Source organism: Dissulfurispira sp., assembly GCF_036745535.1.
Lineage (GTDB): Bacteria > Nitrospirota > Thermodesulfovibrionia > Thermodesulfovibrionales > Dissulfurispiraceae > Dissulfurispira.
In genome coordinates this window covers 16303-32003 of record NZ_DAIOFX010000003.1, presented here as the reverse complement: position 1 = coordinate 32003, position 15701 = coordinate 16303, and the positions used below count along the sequence as shown (strand labels likewise).

General features: G+C 43.9%; 19 protein-coding genes. 11 read left to right on the top strand and 8 right to left on the bottom strand.

What is annotated here, in order from left to right:
- The 11 genes from V7L97_RS01465 to V7L97_RS01415 all read left to right on the top strand — a co-directional run.
- Positions 1-236 (top strand): hypothetical protein (locus tag V7L97_RS01465; protein WP_333652677.1); only part of this gene is annotated, 236 nt, incomplete at its 5' end.
- A 309-nt stretch (positions 237-545) separates the two neighbouring features.
- A complete protein-coding gene (gene cbiE / locus V7L97_RS01460) occupies positions 546-1814 on the top strand; it encodes a precorrin-6y C5,15-methyltransferase (decarboxylating) subunit CbiE (RefSeq protein WP_333652674.1) in 1269 nt (422 codons plus the stop codon).
- On the top strand, positions 1811-2551 hold the full coding sequence (gene cobI, locus V7L97_RS01455; RefSeq protein ID WP_333652671.1) for a precorrin-2 C(20)-methyltransferase: 741 nt from the start codon (positions 1811-1813) through the stop codon (positions 2549-2551). The genes cbiE and cobI overlap by 4 nt, the downstream gene beginning before the upstream one ends.
- Positions 2548-3303, top strand: coding sequence for a precorrin-4 C(11)-methyltransferase (gene cobM / locus V7L97_RS01450; RefSeq protein ID WP_333652668.1), 756 nt, complete (start codon positions 2548-2550; stop codon positions 3301-3303). The genes cobI and cobM overlap by 4 nt, the downstream gene beginning before the upstream one ends.
- On the top strand, positions 3287-5125 hold the full coding sequence (gene cobJ, locus V7L97_RS01445; RefSeq protein ID WP_333652665.1) for a precorrin-3B C(17)-methyltransferase: 1839 nt from the start codon (positions 3287-3289) through the stop codon (positions 5123-5125). The genes cobM and cobJ overlap by 17 nt, the downstream gene beginning before the upstream one ends.
- Entirely contained in the window at positions 5125-6366 is a 1242-nt protein-coding gene (locus tag V7L97_RS01440) for a BPL-N domain-containing protein (RefSeq protein WP_333652662.1), read from the top strand. The genes cobJ and V7L97_RS01440 overlap by 1 nt, the downstream gene beginning before the upstream one ends.
- An 8-nt stretch (positions 6367-6374) precedes the next feature.
- Entirely contained in the window at positions 6375-7676 is a 1302-nt protein-coding gene (thiC, locus tag V7L97_RS01435; protein ID WP_333652659.1) for a phosphomethylpyrimidine synthase ThiC, read from the top strand.
- A gap of 200 nt (positions 7677-7876) precedes the next feature.
- A complete protein-coding gene (locus V7L97_RS01430; RefSeq protein WP_333652656.1) occupies positions 7877-8173 on the top strand; it encodes a DsrH/TusB family sulfur metabolism protein in 297 nt (98 codons plus the stop codon).
- A 13-nt stretch (positions 8174-8186) separates the two neighbouring features.
- On the top strand, positions 8187-8549 hold the full coding sequence (locus tag V7L97_RS01425) for a DsrE family protein (RefSeq protein WP_333652653.1): 363 nt from the start codon (positions 8187-8189) through the stop codon (positions 8547-8549).
- A gap of 1 nt (position 8550) precedes the next feature.
- The gene (locus V7L97_RS01420; protein ID WP_333652650.1) at positions 8551-8964 is read left to right on the top strand and encodes a DsrE family protein; all 414 of its coding nucleotides are present in this window, start codon (positions 8551-8553) and stop codon (positions 8962-8964) included.
- Positions 8965-8986: 22 nt separating this feature from the next.
- Complete coding sequence (locus V7L97_RS01415) at positions 8987-9238, top strand: sulfurtransferase TusA family protein (RefSeq protein WP_333652648.1); 252 nt, start codon at positions 8987-8989, stop codon at positions 9236-9238.
- Positions 9239-9296: 58 nt separating this feature from the next.
- On the opposite strand, the gene V7L97_RS01410 is transcribed toward V7L97_RS01415, so the two are convergent.
- The 8 genes from V7L97_RS01410 to V7L97_RS01375 form a co-directional block, all read right to left on the bottom strand.
- A complete protein-coding gene (locus tag V7L97_RS01410; RefSeq protein ID WP_333652646.1) occupies positions 9297-9482 on the bottom strand; it encodes a 4Fe-4S dicluster domain-containing protein in 186 nt (61 codons plus the stop codon).
- Between the two features lie 74 nt (positions 9483-9556).
- The gene (gene dsrP / locus V7L97_RS01405) at positions 9557-10729 is read right to left on the bottom strand and encodes a sulfate reduction electron transfer complex DsrMKJOP subunit DsrP (RefSeq protein ID WP_333652643.1); all 1173 of its coding nucleotides are present in this window, start codon (positions 10727-10729) and stop codon (positions 9557-9559) included.
- Positions 10722-11537: a sulfate reduction electron transfer complex DsrMKJOP subunit DsrO gene (gene dsrO / locus V7L97_RS01400; protein ID WP_442891718.1), complete on the bottom strand. Its 816-nt coding sequence runs from the start codon at positions 11535-11537 to the stop codon at positions 10722-10724. The genes dsrP and dsrO overlap by 8 nt, the downstream gene beginning before the upstream one ends.
- Entirely contained in the window at positions 11534-11932 is a 399-nt protein-coding gene (gene dsrJ / locus V7L97_RS01395; protein WP_333652637.1) for a sulfate reduction electron transfer complex DsrMKJOP subunit DsrJ, read from the bottom strand. Before dsrJ ends, dsrO begins: the two co-directional genes overlap by 4 nt.
- 1 nt (position 11933) lies before the next feature.
- On the bottom strand, positions 11934-13544 hold the full coding sequence (dsrK, locus tag V7L97_RS01390; RefSeq protein ID WP_333652634.1) for a sulfate reduction electron transfer complex DsrMKJOP subunit DsrK: 1611 nt from the start codon (positions 13542-13544) through the stop codon (positions 11934-11936).
- A 2-nt stretch (positions 13545-13546) separates the two neighbouring features.
- Positions 13547-14539: a sulfate reduction electron transfer complex DsrMKJOP subunit DsrM gene (gene dsrM, locus V7L97_RS01385; RefSeq protein ID WP_333652631.1), complete on the bottom strand. Its 993-nt coding sequence runs from the start codon at positions 14537-14539 to the stop codon at positions 13547-13549.
- Positions 14540-15130, bottom strand: coding sequence for an RsbRD N-terminal domain-containing protein (locus V7L97_RS01380; protein WP_333652629.1), 591 nt, complete (start codon positions 15128-15130; stop codon positions 14540-14542).
- Between the two features lie 132 nt (positions 15131-15262).
- Complete coding sequence (locus V7L97_RS01375; protein WP_333652627.1) at positions 15263-15598, bottom strand: TusE/DsrC/DsvC family sulfur relay protein; 336 nt, start codon at positions 15596-15598, stop codon at positions 15263-15265.
- Positions 15599-15701 lie beyond the last annotated feature (103 nt).

The window sequence follows — 15701 nt, the reverse complement described above, 5'->3', positions numbered from 1 at the left end:
GTTGGATAATTGTATTATTTGGGACGGCCTACTTGTTATTCTTTCCAGAATATAAGTTCATAAGAGATATCATAAAGAAAAGAAATGATTTGTTTGAAAGGGTGTGGATTAAAGGAAGGGTTGAATGGGTAAAAATGATTAATTATCTTGCTTCTCAATACACGGCGGAGGCGGTATGGAAAAGATTTCAAATCGGAAAAGTAGCCTCGTCGGAACAATTGGAGGCTTTGCTATAGGTCATTTACTTGGATATATTGGAACAAAAAATGATAGTGTGAATTGGAGAATAGCTGAGTACTTGCTTATAGCGTGGATTATTGCAAAAGTATGTGTAGAGGTTAAAAATGTTTTTTACCATCCCGTAAATATAATATTGAATTGGCACTAAAAGGAGTCGAGAAATTTAGGAAAGCAAAAGAATCAAAAAAAATAAAAAAATAAAGGGTGTTCTATTTAAATATGCCTGCAACTGCGATTAACATGTCGCAAAAGACATATGTCCAAACCCTTCGGGCTTCTTTTGCAACGGAAATGTCAAACCAATTATGAGCAGACTCTATGTCATAGGCATCGGCTACAAATCCCTTGACAAAAGGGCAAGGGAGGCTGTTTTGAATGCAGGGGTCATCCTTGCATCCAACAGGCTCTTTGAAATCTTTAAAGGCTATGATGAATTTGAGGCGATTAAGGATAAGGTGAAGGTGATTAATAATGTAAATGAAACAATAAACTTCATACACCCATTACTCCGGCACTCCAGCACCCCAGCATCCCCCGTCGTCCTCCTCGCTTCCGGAGACCCCATGTTTTTCGGGATAGGCAGAAGGGCTGTTAAAGAATTTGGGAGAGACATGGTTGAGATATTGCCTGACTTATCGAGCGTTCAGATTGCATTTTCAAGGATAAAAGAGCCGTGGGACGATGCATTTTTAATGAGTCTTCATGGAGGGCCTGACCCGGAAAAGAGAAGAAAATTGCCGTATACGATAAATGATATTCCATCTTTACTGCAAAGACATAATAAAGTCGCCATACTTACAGACAGAGAAAACAATCCTTCAGAAATAGCCAAAATCCTTAACCTATCGCCTATTGCCCATAGCCTATTGCCTGTTATGTATGTCTGCGAAAGGCTGGGTTACCAGGATGAGAAAATTACAGAAGGCTCGCCTGAAGAGATTGCAGGAATGACGTTTTCAGAGCCGAATGTGGTAATAATTCAGCGGTCAGCCATCAACGGTCAGTCATCAGCCACCGCCTTTGGATTAAAAGAGACCGAGATTTCCCACTCCAAAGGACTGATAACAAAAGACGAAGTAAGGGCGGTGACGATACATAAATTAAGGCTTCCACAAAGAGGCGTATTCTGGGATATCGGCGCAGGCTCCGGCTCTGTATCAATAGAGGCTGCGAGATTATATCCGGAATTGAAGGTCTTTGCTGTCGAAAAAGACAAAGAACAAATTAACCATATCAGAGAAAATAAGGAGAGATTTAACTCACTTAATATTGAAATAATAAGCGGTGAAGCCCCTGATGCCTTGATAAACCTTCCATCTCCTGACAGGGTGTTTGTTGGGGGCACCAGCGGAAGGCTCAAAGAGATAATAGATTTTATCTCCAGCATGGATTGCAAACATATTGTCATAAATGCCACAACCATAGAGACTTTGAATGAGGCAATTCGACACCTTGGAAGCAATGGATTCGAGTCAGAGGTCTCTGAGATATCTGTAGCGAGATCAAAGGATATAGCAGGCAAAAGACATATGAGCGCATTGAATCCCGTGTTTGTGATAAAAGGTGAAAAATGACGGGAAAATTTTATGTAATAGGTGTCGGTCCCGGAGATCCTGAACTGTTGACATTAAAGGCAGTGAGAATCCTTAAAGAAGTGCAATGCATCTGCGTTCCAAAAGGAAGGGAGGAAGGCAGCAGCCTTGCATTATCCATTGTGGAAAAGGCATTGAATCTCGATGGCAAAGAGATTATCGAAGCACATTTCCCCATGAGAAAAACAAAAACCAATACTCCAGCACTCCAATACTCCAATGCGCCTGATTGCGAGCTTGATACCAAATGGCAGGAGACAATCGAGACGGTTTATAGCAGGTTGAATAAAGGCACCGATATGGCTTTCATCACTATCGGAGACCCTACAATTTACAGCACATTTTTCTATTTATACGACAAGCTCCTCGAACTCAATCCTGAACTCAGTATAGAAATAATTCCAGGCGTGTCATCCATAAATACCGCAGCAGCAAGGGCAAACCTGTCCTTAAGCCTTGCTGATGAAAAAATCGCCATCCTTCCTGCAACCTACACTGATAACATAAAAGAGACTCTGGAGAGGTTTGACACCATCGTTCTCATGAAGGTTCACAGGGTCTTTGATAGGGTTCTAACTATTCTTAATGAAATGAATCTAACGAATAATGCAGTTTATGTCTCACGGGCAGGCATGGATGATGAAAAGATATTCAAAAATATAAGGGACATCAAGGAAGGCGACCTCAACTATTTTTCGGTGGTGATAATCAAGAAATGAGTAAGGTATATTTCATAGGAGCAGGGCCGGGAGATCCTGAACTGATAACCATTAAGGGCAGGAAACTGCTCGATAACGCTGATGTCGTTATTTATGCAGGAAGCCTTGTTAACCCTGAATTATTAAAGGGCATAAAGGCAGAGATATATAACTCTGCGAGCATGACACTCGATGAGACAACAGAAGTTATTAAAAAGTCCATTGCAGCCAAGAAAACAGTTGTCAGACTGCACACAGGCGACACATCCTTTTACAGCGCCATATCAGAGCAGATAGAGCGGTTGAGAGGATTAAATATTGAATACGAAGTCATTCCCGGCGTATCTTCAGCAATGGCAGGTGCAGCTCTGCTTGGACAGGAACTCACCATACCCGAAATCAGCCAAACCGTTATATTTACACGCATGGAAGGACGGACGCCTGTTCCCGAAACCGAGAAGTTGAGCGAATTGGCAAAGCATAAAGCAACAATGGTGATTTTTTTGAGTGTGGGAATGGTCGAAAAAGTAAAAGATGAGCTTTTGGAGGGCTATCCCGAAGATACTCCAGTTGTAGTCATTGAAAAGGCTTCATGGCCTGAGCAGAGAATTCTGAAAGGTATATTGAAAGATATTGTCGAGATGGTGAAAGATGCCGGTATTAAAAAGACCGCATTAATTTATATAGGCAAATCATTAATGGCGTCGGAGAGTTCTTTAGGCAAGGAATCAAAACTCTATAACAAGGATTTTAAGCATGAATATAGAAAATAAAACCGCAATATTTTATATAACAGAAAATGGATTGAAGCTCGCTGAAAGGCTTAAAAGTCTTTATAAGGATACTCAAATTTTAAAATTCAAATCAGAAGTTGTTCCTGAGATATGGAATGAATGCAAAAATCTCATATTTATCATGGCAACAGGCATTGTGGTAAGGACTATAGCGCCTTTAATAAAAGACAAAAAAATAGATCCTGCAGTTGTTGTTCTCGATGAAAAAGGGAAATATGCCATAAGCCTCTTAAGCGGACATTTAGGCGGAGGAAACAAACTGGCAAAAGAGATTGCGAATTTTTTGAAAGGCGAAGCAATTATAACAACCGCATCCGATGTAAATAACCTGACTGCGATAGATATATGGGTATCAGAAAATAGTCTCGCTATCGAAGACTGGGAGATAATGCCGCATGTTGCCACGCGATACCTTAACAATGGCGCATTGCGCGTATATTCAGAAATAGAAATATCTCTGCCTGATGAATTTCTCAAGGTAAGCGAGCCCAGATTTGCAGATGCGATCATAACAAATAAAAAAGATATTTATTTAAAAGAACCTCAATGCTCATCCGCAGAATGTTCGACAGGCTCATGCCGCGCAAAAGGACAGCTTTATCTTCGCCCTAAAAATCTTATTGTAGGCATCGGATGCAACAGTGGGACATCAGAAGAAGAGATAGAAGGAGCAGTCAAGGCTGTACTTAAAAATAATAATCTCTCGTTTCTGTCCATTCACTCCCTCGCAACTATTGACATAAAGTGTAAAGAAGATGGCTTGATCAAATTCGCCCAAAGGTATGGATTTACAATTACCGGCTTTAAGGCTGAAGAACTAAACTCAGTTGAAGGCATGGCTAAATCAGAGGCAGTCTTTAAGGCAACAGGCGCAAATGCTGTTTCAGAGCCTGCGGCGCTCCTTGCATCAGGCGCTTCGGAGTTGCTTGTTCCGAAGCAGAAAATCGGAAATGTGACAATCGCAGTTGCTGAATTAGTTGCTCCAATACTCCAACACTCCATCACTCCAAAGCTTTACATTGTCGGCACAGGTCCGGGTGGTATCGAGCATATAACCCCTTATGCGCAGGATGCCATAAGAAAGTCAGATGTTATTGTTGGATACGGAACATATCTCGATTTGATACAGGAACTGATCAAAGACAAAGGGGTTGTATCCACTGGCATGACACAGGAAATTGACAGGTGCAAAAAGGCAGTTGAGCTTGCGCTGTCTGGAAAAACCGTTTCTGTCATAAGCGGCGGAGACCCAGGAATATATGCCATGGCAGGGCTGGTGTTTGAGATACTTAAAGACCGTAATGCGTTATCCGTAATGCGTAATGGGATAAAAGGAAGTAATGCAGCACGCATTGCTGTAGAAGTCATCCCCGGTATATCTGCCCTGAATGCCTGCGCAGCAAGGCTCGGCGCGCCGCTCATGCATGATTTCGCAGTAATAAGCCTTTCAGATAGACTCACACCGTGGGAATTAATTGAGAAAAGGCTTGCAGCAGCGGCGATGTCTGATTTCGTAACAGTCCTCTATAATCCCAAAAGCATGGGAAGGCCTGAGCATATCAATAAGGCAAGGGCTATATTCCTCAAACACCGGAGCACCGAAACACCTGTAGGCATAGTAAAGGGCGCAACGAGAGAAAATGAAAGGATTATTATCGCAAATCTGGGGGACATGCTCAATTACGAGATCGACATGCAGACAACAGTGATAATAGGAAACTCTCAGACATTTACATTGAATAACTATATGATTACACCGAGGGGTTATGAAAAGAAGTGGAGTAATGGAGTGCTGGAGTAATGGGAAACAAAACAATTGCTTTTCTATGGGACGAATCGTTTCTTTGGGGATTGATGTCATATAAGGCTCTGAAGGCCTGTAATCTTTCTTTTGAACTTATCCGTTCGGATGATATAAAGAAAGGAGAACTAAAAAATTACAGGATGCTCTTTGTGCCCGGCGGGTGGGCATCGAATAAGATGAAAACCCTCGGTGAAAAGGGCATCGGCGAAATAAAGAATTTTGTGAATAGCGGCGGCAACTATCTGGGTTTCTGCGGAGGAGCAGGCCTTGCAACGCTTGATGGTATAGGACTTTTAAATATAAACAGGATGCCCACAAAACAGAGAGTGCCGAGCTTCAGCGGCCGTATTCATCTGAATATAAATGAACATCCTATATGGAACTCATTACTCCATCACTCCATCACTCCATCAGCTATCTTTCACGCATGGTGGCCTTCACAATTTTTAGTCAATGATACGACCATAAAAATACTCGCCACTTATGGAGATGCACTTTCCGACTCGTTCAGTTCGGATTTGAATGTAGGAGATGTGGAAGCCAACGGCGGCTGGTCGGAATTGGAAGATATTTATAAAATCAATCTGAATCCCCGGAGATTAAACAATGCGCCTTCAGTGGTGGAGGGAAGTTTCGGAAAAGGCAAAGTAATTTTATCATTAATACACTTTGATACACCAGGCGACACAAATGGAGCAAGGGTTTTAAAGAATCTCTGGGAATACCTCTCCGGTCAAAAGTCAGAAGAAACCCAGAAACTTAACTCATCACTCCATTACTCCATTGCTCCATCTATTCTTGTCGACCTTGAATCAGCAGTCGATGATTTAATATCACTCGGCACTCGCAACTTTCTCTGGTTCTGGAGAAATCCCATGCTTTTACAGTGGCGGAGGGGAGTAAGGGGACTCGAATACTGCACATTATACGCCATGATAAAAGAGATTGCGGAAATAATCAAAAAAGGTCAATGGTCAATGGTCAATGGTCAAAAAATTGAAGACAATCTGAAAAAAATTAAGGAATTGCTTATGCCATTTATAGAAAATGCAAAACGACTCTTGATTTTAGAAAGATATGCAATGCAGAACGGGCATATTACATACGAAAAGTGTGATGACCCTGAAATACAGAAAATGCGGACAGAGCTTTTTGGAAGCTCAAAGAGTCATGGAGGGTTATTTAAGAAGCTCATAGACGAGGTAGACAAAATTTTATATATACTATTGAAAACATAGGAGGCGCAATGACACAGCTTGAAAGGGCAAAGAGAGGAGTAACAACAGAAGAGGTAAAAAAAGTGGCATTGGAAGAAGGTGTCGATGTAGAAACCGTAAGGTCAAGGGTTGCAGCGGGGAAGATAGTAATCCCTGCAAATAAGAACAGAAAAAGCAAAATCGTCGGCATAGGCAAAGGCTTGGGGACAAAGATAAATGCATCCATCGGCACATCAACAGACATTGCTGACATCCTCATGGAGGTGGAAAAGGCAAAGGTCGCAGAGCAGCACGGCGCGGATACCTTAATGGATTTAAGCGTTGGCGGCGATGTGCGCGGAATAAGAAGGGCTGTTATGGAGGCTATAAATCTCCCGATAGGCACTGTCCCTCTTTATGAGGCATTTGCAATTGCCATAGAGAAATACGGCAGTGCTGTAGATATGCCGGAGGAACTGCTATGGGATGTGCTTGAAATGCAGTGCGAAGAAGGAGTAGCATTCATGGCAATCCACTGCGGCATAAATCTCATGACCATAGAAAGACTGAAAAAGCAGGGTTATCGCTACGGTGGACTTGTATCAAAGGGCGGTTCGTATCTCACGGCATGGATGCTTCACAATAATAAAGAAAACCCTTTGTATGAGAAATTCGACAGGGTTGTTGAAATACTAAAAAAGCATGATGTTGTATTGAGCCTCGGGAATGGATTCAGGGCAGGCGCAATACATGATTCATCAGACAGGGTGCAGATTCAGGAATTGATAATCAACTGCGAGCTTGCAGAGATCGGAAGAAACATGGGATGCCAGACAATGGTGGAAGGACCCGGACATATTCCCATCGATGAAATAGAGGCAAATGTGCTCCTCGAAAAAAAGATGAGCGGAGAATCGCCATTTTACATGTTAGGCCCGATAACAACAGACATTGCACCCGGATACGACCACATAACATCAGCCATCGGCGCTGCGCTCTCGTCTGCCTATGGCGCTGATTTCATCTGCTATGTGACTCCAGCAGAGCATTTAGGCCTGCCATTTCCTGAAGATGTTAAGCATGGTGTTATTACAGCAAGGATAGCGGCATACATCGGCGATATGGTGAAACTGAAAAAACGAGACAGGGACAAGAAGATGTCCATTGCAAGGAGAGACCTCGACTGGCATAAGCAGTTTGAATTGGCAATTGCAAAGGATGAGGCAGTGAGGATAAGAAGCGAAAGGCAGCCATCAGCCGAAGACTCATGCACCATGTGCGGACAGTTCTGCGCATCGAGGATTTTGAAGGGTATGTTTGACGATGAAATAAAAGGAGGCGGGAAGCTTTAATACAGGCATATTTCTGCGTCCGGCATAAAATTCTGTCTCAAAAGTTATATAGTTTTTTAATTGCTGAATTGGCAGATTTTTTTATTGACAAGTATAGCTTATAACTGGTATAAAGTCATACCTGTAAAGTTGCTTGTCATTTTATTTGTAAATATAGTCTGCATGCCAGACTCTAAAATCCATGAACAGGAGGTGTAAAGATGAAACTTGGCGTTTTTATGAGCGATTTCAGGAGCGGGTCTGACATCATTGAGAGATTAAGTGCTGAAAAACTCGGCATCATCTTTGTAGGCAACGGCGTATATCATGCAACGGTCGAGGAGAACGGAAAGGCATCCCCGGTCCTCGACAAATCTGCAACCTTTTATGTTCTTACAGAAGACCTCGAAAGCAGGGGATTCGGTTCTGCCGATGTGGATAGCCGCGTAAAGCCTGTCACTTACAGCGATGTGGTTGACCTTATTTTCAATGACTATGAAAAAATAATATGGATATAGAAAGGAGGCAATCATGGGAAAATTGACTATAGGCTGTTTTTCATCATTAGTCGGCTCCGTGTCCCTCGACTTTGCGGTTAAACTATCGGATGCAGCAGTTAAGAAAGGCCACAAAGTGGATTTATGGGTCTCGGGAAACGCTACAATGCTTTCAAAGAAGGGTCAAAAGGCATTCAAAGATTATTCACACCTTGCAAAAACACTCACAGAACTCTTTGCAACAGGCAATTTCCAGGCAACGGCATGTGAGGCATGTGCAGAGGCAAGGGGCTATCATAAGGACGATACAATGGAAGGCTGGAAAAGACACAGCATGGACTGGTATCTTGCAAGCTGCTTCGGTGCAGACAGAGTTCTTCACATAGGAGGTGATTAATATGGCAACAAAAAAACTCGGATTCATAGTAAGGACACTTCCATACAAAACAGAGGCTTCAAGGCTTGCAATGACCCATGCTATAGCAAGCCAGACAGTTGAGATATATCTTGAAGACGGCGATATGGTTGAGCCTGTCATATGCTTTGTCGGCGACGGTGTGCTCAACTGCCTCAAGAGCCAGCAGGCAATGAAACACTACGGCATCACAAGCATTGAGCAGCATATAAAGAACGGACTTCTCCTCGACATGAAGCTGCTGATATGCAAGGAAGATATTGAGAAATTAGGCATTAAAGAAGCTAACCTCATAATGGATGTAGAGGATATCGGAGGAGAAACAAAGGCACAGATAGTACCTTACAGCGAGATACAAAAGGAGATGGACTCCGTAGACCATCTCTTATTCTGTTAAAACAATATTTAGGAGGATAGGTATGCCAGATTTGAAATCACAACCAGTAGCAGAAACCCTTGATGTATTGGGAAGGGTATGTCCTTACCCCTTGGTCTTAACCAAAAAAGCACTGGAGAAAATGGCAAGCGGCGGAATTCTCAAGATAATATGTGACGCTCCTGCATCTGCTGAGGATTCGATTCCGAGGTATGCTGAAAAGCAGGGCTATGAGTTTGAATCCGTAAAGCTTGAGGACAAGGGTTATTGGGAACTTTACGTCAAGAAAAGCTGATTAGGTAAAATAAAAAAGGGCGTCCCGAATATTCGGGACGCCCTTTTTTATTGCTCTCTTACATCTCCGTTATGGTAATTGCACCAGGTGCACATACCTGCAAGCATGTCTCGCAGAAAACACATTCGGATGACTGATAAGGGTCGGACTTTCCATCTACCATCCTGAATACGGCCTGTGGACAGTTATTGACGCACTCCTCGCATCCTTCGCACTTTGCGGCATCAACTGCTACGAGATACATTTAATCACCTCCTGTAAAATAATTCTTATAATCTAAAAAATTTAACCCAAAAATGTCCAATATTTTCTGCCTTATCAGTGCTCCAGCTCAACTCCCGCTGTCTCTTCCCTGACAGAAACAGCCACCTTATAGAGTATGGTAAGAACCAGAAAGCCGACTGCCCACACACTGATGGTAATTATGGTCTCCGGCAGTGTTGGCCAGTATTCTGTGACCTTTTCGAACATGTTGGGCACAAAGCCGCCGATGATCAGACCGAATCCCTTGTCTATCCATAAGGATACGAATAATGATATGCATGCAAGTGCCAGCATGCTCTCATTCCTCCTTATGGCCGGGAATATGAGAAGCACAAGGGATACTATTGCAAGGATGGATGATGTCCACATCAGAGGGACAAGCCTTGCATGCCCTTCAAGACCGAAATACAGATATTTGAAAGGATGTGTATGCCCCGGTATGGTGCTGTAGGCAGCAGTAAAGATTTCGAGCAATAGGAAAAACACGTTTGCAATCATCGCATATGTGACGATCTTGCCTATGGCCTGAATCGCCTCCTTGCCGGGATCGAACTTCGTGAACTTCCTGACAATCAATGCGAGGATTATGAGAAGTGCCGGACCTCCTGCAAATGCCGATGCCAGGAATCGGGCAGCCATGATTGCGCTCAGCCAGAAATGCCTTCCGGGAAGTCCTGCATACAGGAAAGCAGTTACAGTATGAATGCTGACAGCCCATGGTATGGAGAGATATATGAGGGGCTTTACCCACGCAGCAGGCATTGTCCCCTTTTTATCAGCATGCAGTGTTGCCCAGCCTATTATTATATTTAAACCTAAATATCCACCCAATACAACGCTGTCCCAGAACATTACGGAGTTGGGAGTAGGATGGAGCATGACGTTCATTATCCTCATCGGCTGTCCCATGTCAACAAAAATAAAGAGGATACACATTGTCACCGCAGAGACAGCAAGAAACTCTCCTAAGATAACGATCTTGCTGAATTTCTTGAAGTCGTGCAGGTAATAAGGGATAACAAGCATAACTGCAGAAGCAGCCACACCGACGAGGAATGTGAACTGCCCTATGTACAGTCCCCATGAAACATCCCTGCTCAGTCCTGTTATTCCCAAACCCAATTTAAACTGCTGAAGATATGTGATAAAGCCTATGCCCACAACGCCGAGCAAGAAGAATATCCATGTCCAGTATCTTTTACTTCCGACTAACGCCTTCTCAAGCATTGCTTTCACCTCCCGACACAACTGAAGTTGGTATGTCTAATATGTAATAAACACTTGGGCGCGTCCCGAGTTCAGCCTTTCTCCTGATGGTATAATTGGCATTTAGGATTTTCCTGACTTCGGAATTTGGGTCTGAAATATCTCCGAAGGCCAATGCACCGTTGGATGCCTCCACACATGCAGGCATTTGGCCTTTAGCGAGCCTCTCTTCGCAGAATGTGCACTTCTCCACGACACCTATCATCCTTGTGGGATATTCGGGATTCGGCTCTTTAATGGCCGGTTTTGGATCCCTGTAATTGAAGCTCCTTGCTCCAAAGGGACAGGCTGCCATGCAGTATCTGCATCCGATGCATCTGTGGGGATCCTGCATTGTGATGCCGTCTTTTCTCTTGAATGTGGCCTTTGTGGGGCAAACCCTTACGCATGGAGGGTTTTCACAGTGGTTGCAGAGGAGAACAAAGGGCTTGTGCTTCATTTGCTCAGGCATAAACTCGCTTTCCTGCCCGGGGAATGCATGCTCAAAGGTATCTGACCATATCCACTTGATCTCGTCCTTCGGATTGCCGAAATCCGGGACATTATGAATTTTATGGCATGCATCGATGACCTTTTTGTAGTCTTCCTCTGTCTTAAACTTCCTCATATCAACAACCATTGCCCACTGCTTTGCCTTCAGGAATTCCTTTGTCTGTAAGAATTGGGAGGCCTCAAGGAACTCTCCGGGCCTGCTGAGTATCCACCCTGCACCTATTCCAATTGTCGAAAGTCCAGCTATTTTTAAGAATTGTCTTCTATCCATGCTCATAACTGTTTCTCCTTTGGCTCGATATGACAGGTCCAGCAGTAAGGTTTTACTGCTACATAGTTGTGGCACTTATCGCAAAACTCCTTCTTGTTGGAATGGCAGTTCATACATGTATTCTGAAGACTTATCCTGAACTCCTTGCCCTCTGAGTTTATATATACCCTCTTGCCTTCCCGGATGGCAGAATCCCTCCAGTCATCCAACAATTGCATATGTTCTGCCTTCATAAATTCTTTTGGCTCCACGCACTTCTTTTCAGCCAATTGCTGAATAACAGGGGTATCCAGTTTAGGCTCGGGTTTTGCGCTGACCTTGCCTGCATTATTGTAAAAGGGGAATGTTACAAAAAGCACAAAGATGATTATCCCTATTAAAATTTTCCCGCCATCATACATGTTAAGCGCCCTCCTTTCTAGGAAGTGGTTCACCGCGCAAGTCGGTGGTCCTCTCCTTTTCTCCCTTCATCACCAGTGCATTGCCAATGAGTTCATGGATTCCGGCAACAGCCACACCAGGCACCCAGTAATCCATTACTGCAGAAAGGGTCGCCCTGTCAATTGCACAAATGTTTGCGAGCATGTTTACGCCATGTTGATCTCGAACATATTTCACTGCATTTGCCCTCGGCAATCCTCCCCTCATCCTTAATTCCATATTTTCAGAGGCATTCAGGCCGGTGCCGCTTCCGCAGCAGAAGGTCTTTTCCCTGATAGTATTTTCCGGCATTTCATAGAAATGGTTGCAAATATTTTTGATGACATATCTCGGCTCCTCGAACATTCCCATACCGCGGGAAACATTGCAGGAGTCATGGAAGGTCACCTTAAGATGGTCGTTCCTGCTCGGATCAAGCTTAAGCTTGCCGTGTTTTATCAGGTCCGCTGCAAACTCTATGACATGAATCATCTTTAATGACTTTGCATTCTCAAATACAGTTCCCGTTATTGGAGACTTGGGCACTTCGAGGAAATCTGCAGGACCGTTCCATGTATCCATATACTGGTGCAGCACCCTCCACATATGGCCACACTCGCCGCCGAGTATCCACTTTACACCTAATCTCTTGGCCTCGGCGTAAATCTTGGAATTGAGCCTTTTCGCCATCTCGTTTGATGTGAAAAAGCCGAAGTTTCCGCCTTCCGATGCATATGTACTCCATGTATAGTCGAGTCCGAGTTCGTGAAAGAGCATAAGGTATCCCATAGCGGTATAAATGCCCGGCATAGCAAACAGGTCGCCTGAAGGTGTAACAAACAGGATTTCTGCGCCCTTTCTGTTAAATGTAGGGTTAATCCTTACGCCTGTTATGGTCTCGATATCGTCGAGCATCATTTCGATATTGCTCTTGATGGTATGGGGCTCAAGACCGAGGTGGTTGCCTTTTATGAAGCAGTTTGCGACAGGCCCTGCAATCCAGCCTAACTGTAAGCCGAGGAGATTGGTGAGCTCCCTGCCTATCATGGTAATTTCTGCCTGGTCAATTCCATAAGGACAGAATACGGAACAGCGGCGGCATTCAGTACACTGGTAGTAGTAATACCAGAGTTCTTTCAATACATCCTCTGTCAGCTCCCTCGCTCCGGCTGTCTTTCCGAATATTTTTCCTCCGGTGGTGAAATATTTCCTGTACACCGACCTCAGGAGCTCTGCCCTCAAAACAGGCATATTTTTGGGATCGCCGGTGCCGAGATAGAAATGGCACTTATCGGCACATGCGCCGCATCTCACGCAGATATCCATAAAGACATGGAATGAGCGGTATTTCTGGAGCCTTTCTTTTATGCCATTTATGACTGTCTCTTTCCAGTTCTCAGGAAGGTTCCAGTTCTCATCGGCAGGTCTCCACTCATGTATATTGGGAAAACCAACCGTCTCAAGATCCTTTGCCTTTGCGGGATGGCAGTACATATGCTCCCTGATTTCAACTGGGGTATCCATCCAATCCGTCTTTGGTGTTTTAAAGTCAATTTTTAACAGTTCAGCAGGTTTTGCGGTAAACTTTGCCATATTTACTCCTTTTCCACAGGTATTCCAGCCATTTTCATTTTATCCCTGAATTCTTCCTCGTATTCTTCGTAGGTGTGTACCTTAACAGGGTAGTTCCATGGATTGATGCGCCTGTATTCACGGCTGTTGCCGGTGAGGTTCCTTGTGGGGCTGAGGAAGACTCCGCCCATATGCATCAGCTTGCTGAACGGAAAATATGCGAACAACATGCTCACAAGCAGCAGGTGGACATAGAATACCGCACCGACCCCTTCAGGGATAACAGGACTAAGGCTCACCAATCCCATAGTGAGTTCTTTCACGCCCACTATATCGGTTTTCAGGAAATACCTCATCAGTATCCCTGTTGTAGCAATTCCGATTATCAGGAAGAGAGGGAAATAATCTGCTGCAAGGGAGATGTAGCGCACCTGCGGGATATAAAGCCTTCTGAGGAAGAGGAATGTTACGGCAGCAAGCAGTATTACACCTGTTATGAAAAGCCTCGGAATGCCTATCTGCAAAAAGCCGTCAAAAGTCTCAAGGAGATGGAGATAAAAAGGTGCGGGCTCGGCAAACAGTCTTATATGCCTCAGCAAAACGATCAAGAAAGAATAATGGAATGCAATGCTTGCAAGCCACAACCACTTGTCGGAACCGTAAATAAGCCGTGAACTGTCTTTCAGCTCCCCTTTAATGTTCCTGAACAGTGACCTGAAAAGAAGCACCTCCAATGCCATCCTGCCTATAACATGCAATGTGCTCGAAGGGTTTTCAAGCTTGTTCTGTTTGATCCACGGAAGGGTCTTTTGCTGTCCGCATGTGGTTGCTATGGAGAACGGCACGGGCGACTTAGCCCATTTTAAGACGCGATATATAACCCCTATGATAAAAGTAAAAACAGCGGCATAGGGGACAACGACTCCGAAAAGGAAGTGCAGATTGGCTCCCTTTACACCGACTACGGCAAGCAGGACAAGCGATATTACTGCGAAAAATGGAAACAAGATCTTCATCTACTCACCTCTTTCTGTTTTATTGCCTTGTGAAATTATATCTTCAAGGTCAACATTGCGGTACTTTGCCTCGAATATACGGTTTGCCCTTTCCACGAGCTTGGACGTCATGTTCCTGAGTTCATTGGCCTTAAGCTCGTAAATCTTTTCCCTGCATTTCATATATATGTCGAAGGACAGCAGTAAAAGGCTGTCTACCCTGCGATCAAATGCCGGCAATTCATCGATTAATTGCGATGCGCAGGTCTCGCCTTTTATTTCTTCCCTGACGATCCTCTTGAGCTCGATAACAAAGGCAAGGGCATGTGAAGGTGTAAAATCCTGAATTGCCCTTATCCTTATAATCTCGTCAAGGGATTTTGTTATGTTATCTGCATCGGCGCTGTTTACAATCAAATCGAGAAGAGAACCCATCTCTTTGTAAATGGTGCTCCCTACCGGGTTGGCAAATTGGTCTTTTTGTCTCTTGAGGAATTTAGCAGTGTCGTGAGGATACGTCTCTAATACGGAATCAAACCACTTTTCCAAAATGGCCTGCTTTTTCTCTGACAGGAGTTCACTCAGACTCCTGATACTCTGTAAAGATGACACCCCTCCTCCCCGTTCAAATGGGCTGTTCAATTGTTGCATATCTGGGTTGCATATCGGTTTTTATTTGGTTCAAGGATGGTACCCCGAATGAAATATCACAGGGGCACCAAACCTTAAACATTATCTTTGGAACTACACGCAACCTGTCGGCTTTGGAAGTCCTGCGTATCTACATGCCTGTTTTGCAGGTCCGTCCGGGAAGAGTTCGTAGAGGTATTTTGTGTTACCTTTCTCCGGGCCCATGACCTTGGCGATCTCTTTCACGAGGATCTTTATCATCGGAGCAATCTGATACTTTGCATAGTAATCTCTGAGGAAGTTGATAACCTCCCAGTGGGCTTCGGTAAGCTCCAAGCCATCTCCCTTAGCCATCTGGATACCGAGTTCCTTCTGCCAGTCATCAAGATTTACAAGATACCCGTCCTCGTCCACCTCAATTTGTTTTCCCTGAAAATCAATTGTTGGCATTGTGCTACCTCCTTTCTTTGTTTTAATTGCTGAAGACTGTAATTATACTACTTTGATGGCTTTTATTCAAAATCAAAAAAAACAAAAGTGGTAAGAAAATAAT